The sequence below is a fragment of the Microbispora catharanthi genome (assembly GCF_006334915.2).
GTDB lineage: Bacteria > Actinomycetota > Actinomycetes > Streptosporangiales > Streptosporangiaceae > Microbispora > Microbispora catharanthi.
Map to the genome: position 1 here is coordinate 13497 of NZ_VDMA02000041.1, position 13795 is coordinate 27291.

At 72.6% G+C, this 13795-nt stretch carries 14 protein-coding genes; 8 read left to right on the forward strand and 6 right to left on the reverse strand.

The genetic code is table 11. The features are described from left to right. Positions 1–37 precede the first annotated feature (37 nt). Positions 38–898, forward strand: a complete 861-nt coding sequence (locus FH610_RS41120; RefSeq protein WP_139580662.1) for a universal stress protein — start codon at positions 38–40, stop codon at positions 896–898. Between the two features lie 85 nt (positions 899–983). Here the strand turns inward: FH610_RS41120 and FH610_RS41125 are convergent, their stop codons facing one another. After that, a complete protein-coding gene (locus FH610_RS41125; protein WP_139580663.1) occupies positions 984–1424 on the reverse strand; it encodes an Hsp20/alpha crystallin family protein in 441 nt (146 codons plus the stop codon). 110 nt (positions 1425–1534) lie between these two features. Here FH610_RS41125 and FH610_RS41130 point away from each other — a divergent pair, with 110 nt between their 5' ends. Continuing rightward, the gene (locus FH610_RS41130) at positions 1535–2218 is read left to right on the forward strand and encodes a class I SAM-dependent methyltransferase (protein WP_205826421.1); all 684 of its coding nucleotides are present in this window, start codon (positions 1535–1537) and stop codon (positions 2216–2218) included. Positions 2219–2249: 31 nt separating this feature from the next. Continuing rightward, entirely contained in the window at positions 2250–2648 is a 399-nt protein-coding gene (locus FH610_RS41135; protein WP_139580665.1) for a cupin domain-containing protein, read from the forward strand. Positions 2649–2867: 219 nt separating this feature from the next. On the opposite strand, the gene FH610_RS41145 is transcribed toward FH610_RS41135, so the two are convergent. Both FH610_RS41145 and FH610_RS41150 read right to left on the reverse strand, forming a co-directional pair. Continuing rightward, on the reverse strand, positions 2868–3410 hold the full coding sequence (locus FH610_RS41145) for a nucleoside/nucleotide kinase family protein (protein WP_205826422.1): 543 nt from the start codon (positions 3408–3410) through the stop codon (positions 2868–2870). Between the two features lie 40 nt (positions 3411–3450). Then, complete coding sequence (locus tag FH610_RS41150; RefSeq protein ID WP_139580666.1) at positions 3451–4020, reverse strand: TetR/AcrR family transcriptional regulator; 570 nt, start codon at positions 4018–4020, stop codon at positions 3451–3453. A 100-nt stretch (positions 4021–4120) separates the two neighbouring features. Here FH610_RS41150 and FH610_RS41155 point away from each other — a divergent pair, with 100 nt between their 5' ends. Beyond that, positions 4121–5047: an NmrA family NAD(P)-binding protein gene (locus tag FH610_RS41155; protein ID WP_139580667.1), complete on the forward strand. Its 927-nt coding sequence runs from the start codon at positions 4121–4123 to the stop codon at positions 5045–5047. Between the two features lie 94 nt (positions 5048–5141). Here the strand turns inward: FH610_RS41155 and FH610_RS41160 are convergent, their stop codons facing one another. Continuing rightward, entirely contained in the window at positions 5142–5432 is a 291-nt protein-coding gene (locus FH610_RS41160; protein ID WP_139580668.1) for a hypothetical protein, read from the reverse strand. A gap of 153 nt (positions 5433–5585) precedes the next feature. On the opposite strand from FH610_RS41160, the gene ppgK reads away from it, so the two are divergent. The 3 genes from ppgK to hrpA all read left to right on the forward strand — a co-directional run bounded on the left by ppgK (position 5586) and on the right by hrpA (position 11005). Beyond that, positions 5586–6323, forward strand: coding sequence for a polyphosphate--glucose phosphotransferase (ppgK, locus tag FH610_RS41165; RefSeq protein WP_139580669.1), 738 nt, complete (start codon positions 5586–5588; stop codon positions 6321–6323). Between the two features lie 180 nt (positions 6324–6503). Then, on the forward strand, positions 6504–7007 hold the full coding sequence (locus FH610_RS45420; protein WP_139580670.1) for a winged helix-turn-helix domain-containing protein: 504 nt from the start codon (positions 6504–6506) through the stop codon (positions 7005–7007). Between the two features lie 71 nt (positions 7008–7078). After that, positions 7079–11005: an ATP-dependent RNA helicase HrpA gene (hrpA, locus tag FH610_RS41175; RefSeq protein ID WP_139580671.1), complete on the forward strand. Its 3927-nt coding sequence runs from the start codon at positions 7079–7081 to the stop codon at positions 11003–11005. A 47-nt stretch (positions 11006–11052) separates the two neighbouring features. On the opposite strand, the gene FH610_RS41180 is transcribed toward hrpA, so the two are convergent. Continuing rightward, positions 11053–12582 carry a gamma-glutamyltransferase family protein gene (locus FH610_RS41180; RefSeq protein WP_139580672.1) on the reverse strand — a complete coding sequence of 510 codons (1530 nt, stop codon included), beginning with the start codon at positions 12580–12582 and terminating at the stop codon, positions 11053–11055. A 64-nt stretch (positions 12583–12646) separates the two neighbouring features. On the opposite strand from FH610_RS41180, the gene FH610_RS41185 reads away from it, so the two are divergent. After that, positions 12647–13300 (forward strand): HAD family hydrolase, encoded by a 654-nt coding sequence (locus FH610_RS41185; protein WP_139580673.1) that lies wholly within the window; start codon positions 12647–12649, stop codon positions 13298–13300. 23 nt (positions 13301–13323) lie between these two features. Here FH610_RS41185 and FH610_RS41190 read toward each other — a convergent pair whose 3' ends face one another. Continuing rightward, a complete protein-coding gene (locus tag FH610_RS41190) occupies positions 13324–13776 on the reverse strand; it encodes a MarR family winged helix-turn-helix transcriptional regulator (RefSeq protein ID WP_205826423.1) in 453 nt (150 codons plus the stop codon). Between the last annotated feature and the right edge of the window lie 19 nt (positions 13777–13795).

Here is a 13795-nt window from a genome sequence, read left to right on the forward strand (position 1 = left end):
CAGGTCGGAAAGGCCAGTGAGGAAGGAAGGAGCGCCCATGCCCGGCACGATCATCGTCGGCACCGACGGTTCGCCCGCCGCGACGGCCGCCGTGCGGTGGGCCGCGGACGACGCCGCCCGCCGCGGCTGCCCGCTGCGCTTCGTCTCCGTCGTGGACCACTGGGCGTACGGCATCCCGAAGTTCCCCGCCTCGGGCGGCGACCCACTCACCGCGCACGCCGAGCGGGCGCTGTCCGCCGCGGAGGCCGTGGCCCGCGAGCGGCAGCCGGACGTGAAGATCAGTACGGAGATCATCGAGGGCATCCCCTCCCGCGTCCTGCGGGACAAGGCCAAGGAGGCCGTCGAGATCGTGCTCGGCAGCAGGGGACTCGGCGGCTTCGCCGGCATCGTCGTCGGCTCGGTCAGCACCCACGTCGCCGGGCACGCCCCCTGCCCGGTCGTCGTCGTACGGCCCGGGTGGAGCGGCGAGAGGGGGGAGGTCGCCGTGGGCGTGGACGACTCGCCCGAATGCGAGCCCGCCCTGGCGTACGCCTTCGAACAGGCCAGGGTGCACGGCGACGCGCTGCGCGCCGTGCACGCCTGGCAGTTGCCCGCCCATCCGCTCGCGCCCGAGATCACCTATGACGTGGAGGAGGTGCGCGAGGCCCGTCAGCGCGTGACGCGGGAGAAGCTGGCGGACCCGCGGAGGCGGTATCCCGAGGTGCCGGTGCGCGAGGAGATCGCCTACGGGCATCCGGTCGACGCGCTCGTCCAGGCGTCACGCGGCGCCGACCTGCTCGTGGTCGGCTCCCATGGCCGGGGCGCGCTGGGCTCGGCGATGCTCGGCTCGGTCAGCCGGGGAGCGTTGCACCACGCCGAGTGCCCGGTCGCCGTCGTACGGTCCCCGTCGGCGCCCTGAGCCTGCCCTGAGCCGCTGGTCCTGAGTGAGCTGCGGCGAGCTCGGGCCCGTCCGCGCGGTGCGGACGGGCCCGGCGTGGGCGCCCTCAGCTCTGCTGCTGCTGCCCGGCTCCCGGCTTCTCGATCGGGATTCGCCTGCGCTCCTCCCGCTCCTCGGCGAGCCGCACGCTCACCTCGAGGAGTCCCTTGTCATAGGTCGCCTTCACGTCGTTCTCGTCCGCGTTCGGCGGCAGCACGACCGACCGGGTGAAGGCTCCGTACCGGAACTCGGTGCGGTGCGCCTGCCGCTCCTCGTGGCGCCGTTCGGCATGGATGGTCAGCACACCGTTCGACACGCTGATCTCCACGTCCTTGTCCGGGTCGATTCCGGGCAGTTCGGCGCGCAGCACGTACCGGTCGTCCTTCACGTAGTCCTCAAGCCGCATCTGCTGCCCGGCCATCGGCCGGAGCGCGGCCATCGGCGCCTCCAGCAGGTCGAACAGGTCGGGAACGAGACCTCTGGACTCCCGTCTCATCGGAACGCTCATGCCTGTCACCTCCGTCCGGCAAGACTCATCATGAAAGAAATACCCGACAGAAATCAGACAAATCGCCTCGGCTGGGCCGCTGTCCGGCCCCCTGATGCAGGATGGTGATCATGCTTCCAGAACGGCTCTATCAGGGCACCGGTCCCGGCCCGATCACTCCGGACGGGTGCGCGGTCGACTACTACGCGACGCTCACGCCCGCCGGCGAACCCGAGATCGTCCACGCCGCGATACCGGAGGGTGCGGCGATCCTCGAACTCGGCGCGGGGGTGGGCCGGATCACCCACGCCCTCCTCGCGCTCGGCCACGAGGTGGTCGCCGTGGACGAGTCGCCCGAGATGCTCGCGCGCATCCACGGGGCGGAGACGGTCCTGTCCCGCATCCAGGACCTGTCGCTGCCCCGGATGTTCGACGTGGTCCTGCTGATGTCATACGTGATCGACACCGCCGACGACGACCTGTGCCGGGCGTTCCTGCGGACCTGCCGCCGCCACGTCGCCCCCGACGGGTGCGTGATCCTCCAGCGCCAGCCGCCCGAGTGGTACGACACGGTGGGGCCGTGGGAGAGGCGCGGCGACGGACGGGTGAGCCGGATGACGGACGTGAGCCGGCCCGAGCCGGATCTGCTCGAAGCGACGATGGAGTACGTCGTGGGGGACCGGCGATGGACGCACACGTTCGTCAGCAGGCGCCGCACGGACGACCGGTTCGAGGAGTTGCTGCGCGAGGCCGGGCTCACGATGGAGGGCTTCCCCGGCGGGGATCGTGGATGGGTGCGGGCGGTGCCGGCATGACGCGACCGGCCCGCGGCGAAAGGAGCGCGTGATGAGGTTCGTACGAGAAGGCGAGATCAAGGCCACCCGGCCGGGACCTGACAGGTTCACCGACGGCGTGTGGGAGGCGGAGGCGCTGAAGGAGGTGGAGCCGGACGGCCTGCGCGCCCAGCGTTTCTCCTACGAGCCGCAGGCCCGCTCGGGCTGGCACACCCACGACGGGGAACAGGCGCTGTACGTGCTGTCGGGACGCGGGGTGGTGACGCGCTGGGGCGAGACCGAGGGCACGCTCATCGGGCCGGGCGACTGGGTCCACGTGCAGCCGGGCGAGAAGCACTGGCACGGCGCCGCCGACGACGACACGCTGGTGCACATCGCCGTCACGGCGAGCGGCAAGACGCACTGGCACGGGCCGGTGACCGACGAGGAGTACCGCGCCGGCCTGGGCTGAGCGGCGGCGGGACGGCTTCGGCGGCCGTCGGCCCGGCCCCGCGGGTCCCCGGGTGAGAACGGCCACGATGGACGCAGGATTCGACTACCCGGATACCCGGAGCCGCCCGGCTCGGTGCGCCCGCTGGAGCGCACCGGCGCCTTCCGTGTGTACGCCGATCCCGCCGACCTGCTGACGCGGCTCGACGAGGTCGGCGTGCGGGTCCGTTCCTGACGCGCCTCAGCCGGTGACGATGATGAGGTCGGCCCGGGAGCGCACGTCATGGCGGGCGTAGTACCGCTCCTCCTGCTCGGCCCATCGCCGCCAGTGGGGCGCGTACAGCTCGCCGTCGCGTTCGAGCGCCCGCGCCCGGCGGACCTCCTCACCGGCCTCCAGCCACACCAGCCCGCTGAGGAAAGGCCCCGCCTCGCGTGCGCCGCTGCCCACGCCCTCGATCACGACGGCGTCCGCCCCGGCGATCTCGTGCCATTCGGCGTACCGGCCCCGCGTCCAGTCGTAGCGCCGCCAGCGTGCCCGGCCCCCGCGGCCCAGGGGACGCAGCACCCACTCCAGCAAGGCGTCCACCCCGGCCTGCAGGCCGTCCCAGCCGTCGTACAGGTCGTCCATGCGGACGACCGGCGCGGTGAGCGCCGCGGCCACGGCGGCGGCCAGCGTCGACTTGCCCGCACCCGAGCGTCCCTCGACGGCCAGGACGTGGATGCCGGCCCCGCGGGCGGGCCGCGTGCGCAGCCAGCGCGCGACGGCGGCGGGATCGGGGGTCACGCGCGCCGAGCCTAACGGAGGCGCCGCGTGCCGATTTCCATCACCCCTGACCGGGGCTGACTCCCGCCATGGACAGGCCGAGCAGTCGCTGCGCGTCGGCGGCGGGATCCGGGTGGTGTTCCGTGGCGAGGGCGATACCGGTGATCAGGGCGAGCAGGTCGCCGGTGGTCACGCCCGGCGCCAGCGCGCCGTCATCCGCGGCGCGGCGCACCAGCGGGTCGCCCGCCTCATTGAGCTGCGCCGAGCAGCAGTGCTCCTGCGCCGCGTCGGGGCCGGCCGCCCGGTCGCGGGTCAGCGCGGTGGCCAGCCCGCGGATGGTCGCGGCGTCCGCGAGGACGGCGCTCAGCCATTCCAGCAGCGCGGCCCGGGTGTCGGCCCTGCCGGTCAGCTCGCGGGCGTGCGCGCACAGGGTTTCGACCCGCTCGCGGAAGACCGCCTCCAGCAGCGACTGCCGATTGGGGAAGTGCCGGCGCACCGTGGCTGATCCGACTCCCGCGGTGCGGGCGATCTGCTCCAGGGACGCGTCGGGGCCCTCTGTGGCGATCGCCTCCTTGGCCACGGCGAGCAGGCGCGCGTAGTTGCGCCGGGCGTCCGCACGCTGGACGGGCATGGTGTCACCTCATCGGTTGCTAAGTGGCGGGGTCCGCCGTATTGTACCGAAGCATAAACGGCGGGCCCCGCCGTTTATTCGCTCGTCTCAGGAGGGCCTCATGGCAATCGATTCCGCACCCGTTCTGGTCACCGGCGCCACCGGCCAGCAGGGGGGCGCCACCGCCCGTGCCCTGCTCACTAACGGCGTCCCTGTCCGGGCACTGGTCCGCGACCCCGAGACCGAACGAGCGAGGGCGGTCGAAGCACTCGGCGCCGAGCTGGTCACCGGCGACCTCCGCGACCGTGACTCGGTGATCAGGGCCGCACGAGGAGCCCGGGCCGTCTTCTCGGTGCAGATGCCGCCGTTGCGGGCAGGCGCCTTCGACTTCGAGGGCGAGCTGGTCCAGGCCGTCAACCTGGTCGAGGGCGCGCTGGCCGCGGGCGTGCCGCAGTTCGTGCACACGTCCGTCACCGGCGCGGGGCGGCACACCGAGGCCCCCGGCTGGGCCGAAGGCCGCTGGGCGTCGCTGGAGCCCGCCCTCGCCGCCAAGGCCGCCGCCCAGGATCGCGTGCGTGAGGCGGGCTTCACGCACTGGACGATCATCAAGCCGGGCTTCTTCATGGAGAACTTCCTCCCGTCCGCGGCGTACCTGCTTCCCCGCGGCGTCGAGGGGGGCATCGTGACCGTGCTGAAGCCCGGCACCCGGCTCTCCCTCGTCGCGGTCCACGACATCGGCGCGGCGGCCGCCGCGGCCTTCGCGGCACCGGAGCGGTTCCACGGCGTCGAACTGGAACTGGCCAGTGACCACCGGCCGATGAAAGAGATCGCCGCGGTCCTCTCCCGGGCTCTGCGCACCGAGCTGCCCGCGCCCGACATGACGGTGGAGGAGGCGGTCGCCGCGGGGATGCCGGGCTACGGCGTCGCCGCACACGAATTCCTCAACGTGGTCGGTCAGCCCGCCCGCCCGGAGTACGCGCGGGCCCTCGGCATCCCGCTCACGACCTTCGAGGACTGGGCGCACGAGCGCCTGCGGGCCGTGGCCTGACGCCTCCCGCAACGGCCGGGAGGTGGTCGCGCAGCGGCCCGGAGGGGCCGTCCGGTCCCTCCGGGCCGCTCGTGGAAGCCCTTGCCCGCCCTCGCTACACGCCGGCGCGGGTGGGGCGGCGGATGTCGCTGCTCTGCTCCTGCCACTCGGGGGTCTCCTGCCCCTTCTCCTGGGCCATCTCCTCCATTCGCAGGGCGACCCCCATCGCGAAGAAGGTCGGCGCCCACTCGCCGACGAACAACGCCCAGCGGTCGGCGCGCTCTATGCCGGCCGCCTCGTACTTGTTCGAGACGACCCATGAGGCGATCGACATGCCGATCGATCCCAGAGCGGCGCTGTACATGTGATTGGAGCGCAGTCCCATCTTGTGGAGTGTCCTGATCATGCGTGTCCCCCTTGTGGTGATTTGCCCCGATTCGGGGCGTACCCGGCCTGTCCTCCCGTAACCCGGCCGGTCCCATGACGCCGTGCGATACTCGCGACCGCGCATGAGGCGGGGACGGCTGGGTAGCCGTCCAGCCGGACCAGGAGGGTAGTCATGGAAGTTCTGGGCATCGACGTCGGCGGTTCCGGGATCAAGGGCGCCACGGTGGACACGGCCGCCGGCGTGCTCACCCGGGAGCGCCTGCGCATCCCGACGCCGCGGCCCGCCGCGCCGGGGGCCGTCGCCCAGGCCGTACGCGAGATCGCGGGGCACTTCTCCTGGACCGGCCCGATGGGCGTCACCTTCCCCGGCGTGGTCCTGGACGGGGTCGTCAGGACGGCGGCCAACGTGGACAAGTCGTGGATCGGCGTGAAGGGCGCCGACCTGTTCGGCGAGCAGACGGTCGTGCTCAACGACGCGGACGCGGCCGGCGTCGCCGAGATGACCTTCGGCGCGGGGCGGAACCGGCACGGGGTCGTGCTCATGCTGACCTTCGGCACCGGCATCGGCAGCGCGCTCTTCGTGGACGGCACGCTGGTGCCCAACACCGAGTTCGGCCACATCGAGATTCGCGGCAAGGAGGCCGAGCACCGCGCCTCCGACCGGGTGCGCGAGGAGGAGGACCTGGGCTGGGACAAGTGGGGCCGGCGCGTGGAGGAGTACCTCAGGCACATGCGCGACCTGCTGTCGCCCACCCTGATAGTCGTCGGCGGGGGCGTGAGCAAGAAGGCCGACAGGTTCCTCCCGTACGTCGATCTCGGGGACACCCCGGTGGTGCCCGCCGTGCTGCGGAACGAGGCCGGGATCATCGGCGCGGCGATGGCCGCCGCGGGGGCCGCGCGCATCCCCTGAGCGCTATAAGTGCCTTATTCCTACCTGGACAGCGGGTAATATGGCTGCCATGATGATCCCATGAGTTCCTCGGGGAGGTTGACCCAGCGCCGGCACATCGACCTGCTGCGCGTCTGCGCCGCCGCCTGTTGACGACCGCGGTCACCACCGTCCGGTACGCCACGAGGCAAGGAGAGGGGCATGTCCCACCAGAACGTGATCGACTTTGTGGAGCGCAGGCGCGAGCAGGGCCACGAGCCCCCCGACCTCGGGCAGGGGTCCGTGCTCGGCGTGCTGCCGGTGCCGGAGACCGGCGCCGTGCTGATGATCGTGGGCTACCTGGTGCCCGCCGCGGTCGCGGCGGACGCGCCGGAGCCGCCGGCCGCCGCCCTGCAGCGGCGGGCGGCCCCCGCCGAGGAGGAGCTGGTCCTGGACCGGGCCGCGCGGGTGGCCCGGGCCGACGGCGAGGAGATCGAGCTGACCTTCCGCGAGTTCGAGCTGCTCGACTACCTCAGCTCGGCCCCAGGCCGGGTCTACAACCGCCGCCAGCTCATGGCCGCCGTCTGGGACCGGTACGACGACGAGGGCGGCCGTACGGTCGACGTGCACGTCCTGCGGCTGCGCCGCAAGCTGGGCCGGCACGCGGGCCGGATCGTGACCGTGCGCAACGTGGGGTACAAGTATCAGCCGTCGCGCCGCCGCTGACACCGCCGGAAAGGGCCGCCGGAAAACGGCTGGCAGATCGGCGGGGGGTGTTGCCTATCCTTGAGCATGGAATGAACACGCTCGCCGATCTCCAGGCCCGCCTCCCCGACCTGATGCTGCGCGACCAGCGCAGGCTGCGCCGCCGTCTCGACGGCATGCGCCGGGTCCGCGACCGCGCCGCCCGCCAGTCCGTCGTCCAGGAGATCGCGGGGGACGTGGAGGCCGCGGAACGCCGCGTGGCCGCGCGCCGCGCGGCCCTTCCCGCCCTCAGCTACCCTCCCGAGCTGCCGGTCAGCCGGCACAAGGACGACCTGCTCACAGCGATCAGGGACCATCAGGTCGTGATCGTGGCCGGTGAGACCGGCTCGGGGAAGACCACCCAGATCCCCAAGATCTGCTTGGAGCTCGGCCGGGGGGTCCACGGGGTCATCGGCCACACCCAGCCGCGCCGCATCGCCGCCCGCACGGTCGCCGAGCGCATCGCCGAGGAGCTGTCGATCGAGCTGGGGGAGGCGGTCGGCTACAAGGTCCGTTTCACCGACCACTCCAGCGACGGGACGCTGGTCAAACTGATGACCGACGGCATCCTGCTCGCCGAGATGCAGACCGACCCGCTGCTGCTGCAGTACGACACGCTGATCATCGACGAGGCGCACGAGCGCAGCCTCAACATCGACTTCATCCTCGGCTATCTCAAGCAGCTCCTCCCCAAGCGGCCCGACCTCAAGGTGGTCATCACCTCCGCGACCATCGACCCCGAGCGGTTCGCCCGGCACTTCGCCCGACCGGGCGGGGAGCCGGCGCCCGTGATCGAGGTGTCCGGACGCACCTATCCGGTGGAGGTGCGCTACCGTCCCGTCGACGAGGACGACGACCAGACCCAGGCCATCGTCGACGCCGTGGACGAGCTGTGCGCCGAGGGGCCGGGCGACATCCTGGTCTTCCTCAGCGGCGAGCGGGAGATCCGCGACACCGCCGACGCGCTCAAGGGCCGTCCCGAGGAGGTCCTCCCGCTGTACGCGCGGCTGTCGGCAGCCGAGCAGCACCGGGTCTTCCAGTCCCACCGGGGCCGGCGGATCGTGCTGGCCACCAACGTCGCCGAGACCTCGCTGACCGTACCCGGCATCAAGTACGTGGTCGATCCGGGCACGGCGCGGATCTCCCGCTACAGCCACCGGCTGAAGGTCCAGCGGCTGCCGATCGAGCCGATCTCCCAGGCGTCGGCCAACCAGCGCAAGGGCCGCTGCGGCCGTACGTCGGACGGCGTGTGCATCAGGCTCTACTCCGAGGAGGACTTCCTCTCCCGGCCGGAGTTCACCGACCCCGAGATCCTCCGTACGAACCTGGCGAGCGTCATCCTGCAGATGACCTCGCTGGGCCTGGGCGACATCGCGGCGTTCCCGTTCGTGGAGCCGCCGGACAGCCGTCAGGTCAGGGACGGCGTCAACCTGCTGCTCGAGCTCGGCGCCCTCGAGGACAAGGCCGCGGGCCGGGAGGCGGGGAAGGGCACCCAGCTCACGCCGCTCGGGCGCAAGCTGGCCCAGCTTCCGGTCGACCCCCGCCTCGCCCGGATGGTGCTGGAGGCGGACAAGAACGGCTGCGCCCGTGAAGTGATGATCGTCGCGGCCGCGCTGTCGATCCAGGACCCGCGCGAGCGGCCGGCCGACAAGCAGCAGGCGGCCGACGAGAAGCACCGACGCTTCGCCGACAAGGAGTCCGACTTCCTGACCTACCTCAACCTCTGGAACCACCTCCGCGACAGGCAGAAGGAGCTGTCGTCGAGCGCGTTCCGGCGGCTGTGCAAGGCCGAATACCTCAACTACCTGCGTGTGCGCGAGTGGCAGGACATCGACAGCCAGCTCCGCCAGGTGGCCAAGACGCTGGGCATCGTGCCCAACAGCGTGCCCGCCGACCCCCAGCGGATCCACCAGTCGCTGCTGGCCGGCCTGCTGTCGCACATCGGGGTCAAGGACGTCGTCGAGAAGCGCAGGCAGGACGGCCGCAGGCCGATCACGGAGTACATCGGCGCCCGCAACGCCCGCTTCGCGATCTTCCCCGGCTCGGCCCTGGCCAAGGCCCAGCCGCAGTGGGTGATGTCGGCCGAGCTGGTGGAGACCTCCCGGCTGTGGGCCCGGGTCAACGCCAAGATCGAGCCCGGCTGGATCGAGCCACTCGCGCAGCACCTGGTCAAGCGCACCTACAGCGAGCCGCACTGGGAGAAGGACCAGGCCGCCGTCGTCGCGCTGGAGAAGGTCACGCTGTACGGCGTGCCGATCGTGACCGAGCGGAAGGTCAACTACGGCCGCATCGACCCCGAGCTGAGCCGTGAGCTGTTCATCCGGCACGCGCTGGTCGACGGCGACTGGCGCACCCACCACAAGTTCTTCCACGAGAACCGCAAGCTGCTCGAGGAGGTCGAGCAGTTGGAGGAGAAGGCCCGCCGCCGCGACATCCTCGTGGACGACGAGACGCTGTTCGACTTCTACGACCAGCGGATCCCGGCCGACGTGGTCTCGGGCAGGCACTTCGACAGCTGGTGGAAGAAGGCGTCGCGGGAGACGCCCGAGCTGCTGACGTTCTCGCCGGAGATGCTGGTCAACGACAGCGCCGGGGTCAGCGCCAGGGACTATCCCGACGCCTGGCGGCAGAACGGCCAGCGGATGCGCCTGACCTACCGCTTCGAGCCCGGCGCGGTGGAGACGGGCGAGGCCGACGGCGTGACCGTCCACATCCCGCTGGCCGTGCTCAACCAGGTCGACCCGACCGGCTTCGACTGGCAGATCCCCGGCCTGCGCGAGGACCTCGTCACCGCGCTCATCCGGTCGCTGCCGAAGAACCTGCGCCGCAACTTCGTGCCCGCCCCCAACTACGCCAAGGCCGTGCTGGAACGCGTACGGCCCGGCGGCGAGCCGATCCTCGGCGCGCTGGAGCGCGAGCTGCGGGCGCTGACCGGGGTGGAGGTGCCGCGCGACGCGTGGGCCCTCGACCAGCTTCCCGCCCACCTGCGGATCACCTACCGGGTGATCGACGACCGCAAGCGTACGGTGGGCGAGGACAAGGACCTGGAGGCGCTCAAACGGCGGCTCGCGCCGAAGCTGCGCGCCACGCTGTCGAAGGCCGCCGACGACCTCGAACGCGACGGCCTGCACGGTTGGACGATCGGCACGCTGCCGAAGGTGTTCGAGCAGGGCAGGATGCGGGCCTACCCGGCTCTGGTGGACGAGGGCACGAGCGTCGCGGTCCGGATGTTCGAGACCGAGCGCGAGCGCGACAGGGCCATGTGGGCGGGCACCAGGAGGCTGCTGCTGCTCAACGTGGTCAACCCGGCCAAGGCCATCCTGCGGACCCTGACCACCGCGCAGAAGCTCGCGCTCAGCCGCAGCCCGCACGGCGGGGCCGCCGCCCTGTTCGACGACTGCACCGCGTGCGCCGCCGACACGCTGATGGCGGAGGCGGGCGGGCCCGTCTGGGACGAGGCCGGGTTCGAGCGGCTGCGCGACCACGTGCGCGCCTCGCTGTTCGAGACGACCGAGGAGGTCGTCTCGCGTGTGGAGCGCGTCCTGGCGGCCTGGCACGCCGCGCAGAACCGGCTCGGCGCGCTGGGCGGCGGCGTGGCCGATCTCAGGGCCGACATCGCCGACCAGCTCGACGGGCTGGTGCACGACGGGTTCGTCACCGAGACGGGCTACGACCGGCTGCCGGACGTGCACCGTTACCTGCGGGCGGTCGAGCGCCGGCTCGACAAGCTCCCGGACGACCCCCACCGCGACCGTGAGTGGATGCACCGCGTGCACGACGTCGAGGACGAGTACCGAGACCTGCTCGACCGGCTGAAGCCCGCCGAGCGGGACGCCAAGGCCGTACGGGACGTCCGATGGATGATCGAGGAGCTGCGGGTGAGCTTCTTCGCCCAGCAGCTCGGCACGCCCACCCCGGTCTCCGAGAAGCGCATCCGCAAGGCCATGCAGCAGGTCGAGTCCGCCGCCCGGGCCGGGTGACCTGTGCTGCTGATCTGTGCTGCCGATCTGGGCGGCCGGGTCCGCGTTCAGCGACCCAGGGCGGCGCCGATCAGCGCGCGGGGGTCGGCCGCCCCGGCGAGCACGCCCGACGGGAGCAGGTCGATCAGGTGGGCGTGGCCGAAGTTGGAGCCCCACTCCACCGTCTCGACGGCGTGCCCGCGCTCGCGCAGGCCGTCCGCCCACGGCGCGCCCTCCTCGACCTCCACGACGGGGGCGGACCGCCAGGTGTCGAAGCCGGTGCCGCTGCCGAGCGCCCAGCGCGGCGCGGCGATCGCCTCGCCGGGCGTCTGGCCGTGCGCGAGCAGGCGGGTGACCAGCTGCAACAGGATCTGCGGCTGCGCGTCCCCGCCCATCGTGCCGAGGACCGTGCGCAGCGTCCCGTCCGGCCGGGTGACCAGCGCCGGGCACAGCGTGTGGGGCGGACGGCGGCCCGGGCCGTACTCCGCGGGATGGCCGGGCGTGAGCGAGAAGCCGATGCCGCGGTTGTGCAGGTTGATCCCGGTGCTGGGCTCGAAGAGCAGGCTGCCGAAGCCCGACGCGTTCGACTGGATGAGCGAGACGCCCATGCCGTCCCCGTCGACCACGCACAGGTACGTCGTGTCGCCCGGCCCGGCGGGAGCGTCGGGCAGGGGGGAGCGCCGCTCGGGGTCGACCAGCGCGCGGCGGGCGGCGGCCGTGCCGAGCGGCGCGGCGGCGGCCTCGTGGAGGACGTCGAGCCGGTCGTGCCCGGCCGCCCTCGCCGACTCCACCAGCAGGTGGGCCCAGCGCGGGTCGGCCGGGTCGGCGGGCGTGCCGAGCTCGGCGAGGATCTCCAGGGCCAGCAGGAGCAGGTAGCCCTGGGAGTTCGGCGGAACGGTCCAGATCCGGTGCCCGAACACCTCGGCGCTCAGCGGCTCCACCCAGTCGGCGTTCGGCCGGGCCAGGTCCTCCTCGGTGTACTCGCCGCCGCCCAGCTCCAGCAGGCCCTTGCCGAACTCGCCCTGGTAGAACGCCGCACGGCCGCCCTCGCCGAGCGCGGTGAGGGCCCTGGCGACGCCGGGCCTGCGGATCACGTCCCCGGCGCGGCGGGCGGCCGCGAAGTCCCCGGCTCCGGGCAGCGAGCCGATGAACTCCCCGCCCGGGGCGAGCAGCGGCGAGGCGGGGAAGCCCTCCGCCGCGAGGCGGATCGCGGGGGCCAGCAGGCCGGCGAGCGGCAGACGGGCGTACCGCTCGTGCAGCGCCAGCCACCCGTCGGCGCAGCCGGGCACCGGGACCGAGCGGATGTCGTACAGGTGGGGCATCCGGCCGAGGCCCTCCGCCCGCAGCCGGCCGGGATCGGCGCCCGAGCCCGCCCGCCCCGAGGCGTTGAGCGCGCTCACGGTTCCGTCGTGGACGAGGGCGAACAGGTCACCGCCGAGACCGCACATGTGCGGGGCGGTGACCGCCAGTACGGCGTTGGCGGCGATGGCGGCGTCCACGGCGTTGCCGCCTTCGTCGAGCATGGCGACGCCCGCCGCCGAGGCCAGATGATCGACCGTGCACACCATGCCGTTCAGGGCATACCGAGTCTCGCTCACGTTCGGCGATGTTACGGCACACCATAGAGTGGCTGCCGTAACAGGACGAAGGGGAGAGGCGGTCATGGTCCGGGCGCTCGTGTTCGACGTGGGGGAGACGCTCATCGACGAGACCCGGATCTGGTCCCGGTGGGCCGACCGGCTGGGCGTGCCGCGCCTGACCTTCATGGGGGTGCTCGGCGGCATGGCGGCGCTCGACCGGAGCCACCGGGAGGCGTTCGAGCTGATCAGGCCGGGGATCGACCTCGACGCCGAGATGGAGGCGTGGCGGCGCGAGGACGCCGGCGGGCTGCGCGAGAACTTCGACGCCGACGACCTCTACCCGGACGTGCGGCCCGGCCTCGCGGCCCTGCGGGAGGCCGGCTACGACCTGGTGGTGGCGGGCAACCAGCCGCCCCAGGCGTACGACGCGCTGGTCGCGATGGACCTGCCGGTGGACGGCATCCACACCTCGGCGGGATGGGGAGTGGAGAAGCCGGATCCCGCGTTCTTCGCCAAGGTCGCGGCGGTCTGCGGCCATGAGCCCGGGCAGATCCTGTACGTCGGCGACCGCCTCGACAACGACGTCCTGCCGGCCGCACGGGCCGGGATGCGGACGGCCCTGCTGCGCCGGGGGCCGTGGGGCTACCTGCACTCCGAGCGCCCGGACGCCGCCCGGGCCGACCTCGTCGCCGACGGCCTCGCCGACCTCGTCCACCTGGTCCCCACGCTCGGCTGAACCGCCGCGGGTCGCGCGGCCGATCAGGGGCGCAGCCGGCGGGCGAGGAGTTCGCGCAGCGCGCCGGTCTCGTCACCGAGGCGGTTGAGCGACGCCAGGAACTCCTCCGGTTGGTCGAGAAGGCCGAGCATCCGGGCGGACACGGCCTCGCGGGCGGCGCGGCCCGCCTCGACCGCGGCCCTGCCGTGCGGGGTCAGCTCGATCATTCGTGCCCGCTGGTCGCCGGGGTCGGCCCGGCGTGCCACGTAGCCGATGCGCTCCATCTCGGCCGCCACCTTTGAGGCGCCCTGGGGGGTCATGCCGAGCAGCCCGGCCAGGTCGGACACCCGTACGGGGCCGGTGAGCAGGTGCTGGAACACGTATCCGTGCACGGTGCGCACCTGGTCGTGCCCCGAGGCGGCCATCAGGGCGCGCACCTCGGCGTCGCAGGCCGCGGCGAGGGCCGTGAACAGCAGGGTCAGATCGCTTGACACCACCTCCGGATGCTCCAATACT

Excerpts from the sequence above, each read along its gene's own strand:
- FH610_RS41120 (WP_139580662.1), top strand. The coding sequence starts at position 38 with ATGCCCGGCACGATCATCGTCGGCACCGACGGTTCGCCCGCCGCGACG.
- FH610_RS41125 (WP_139580663.1), bottom strand. The coding sequence starts at position 1,424 with ATGAGCGTTCCGATGAGACGGGAGTCCAGAGGTCTCGTTCCCGACCTG.
- FH610_RS41130 (WP_205826421.1), top strand. The coding sequence starts at position 1,535 with ATGCTTCCAGAACGGCTCTATCAGGGCACCGGTCCCGGCCCGATCACT.
- FH610_RS41135 (WP_139580665.1), top strand. The coding sequence starts at position 2,250 with ATGAGGTTCGTACGAGAAGGCGAGATCAAGGCCACCCGGCCGGGACCT.
- FH610_RS41150 (WP_139580666.1), bottom strand. The coding sequence starts at position 4,020 with ATGCCCGTCCAGCGTGCGGACGCCCGGCGCAACTACGCGCGCCTGCTC.
- FH610_RS41155 (WP_139580667.1), top strand. The coding sequence starts at position 4,121 with ATGGCAATCGATTCCGCACCCGTTCTGGTCACCGGCGCCACCGGCCAG.
- FH610_RS41160 (WP_139580668.1), bottom strand. The coding sequence starts at position 5,432 with ATGATCAGGACACTCCACAAGATGGGACTGCGCTCCAATCACATGTAC.
- ppgK (WP_139580669.1), top strand. The coding sequence starts at position 5,586 with ATGGAAGTTCTGGGCATCGACGTCGGCGGTTCCGGGATCAAGGGCGCC.
- FH610_RS45420 (WP_139580670.1), top strand. The coding sequence starts at position 6,504 with ATGTCCCACCAGAACGTGATCGACTTTGTGGAGCGCAGGCGCGAGCAG.
- hrpA (WP_139580671.1), top strand. The coding sequence starts at position 7,079 with ATGAACACGCTCGCCGATCTCCAGGCCCGCCTCCCCGACCTGATGCTG.
- FH610_RS41185 (WP_139580673.1), top strand. The coding sequence starts at position 12,647 with ATGGTCCGGGCGCTCGTGTTCGACGTGGGGGAGACGCTCATCGACGAG.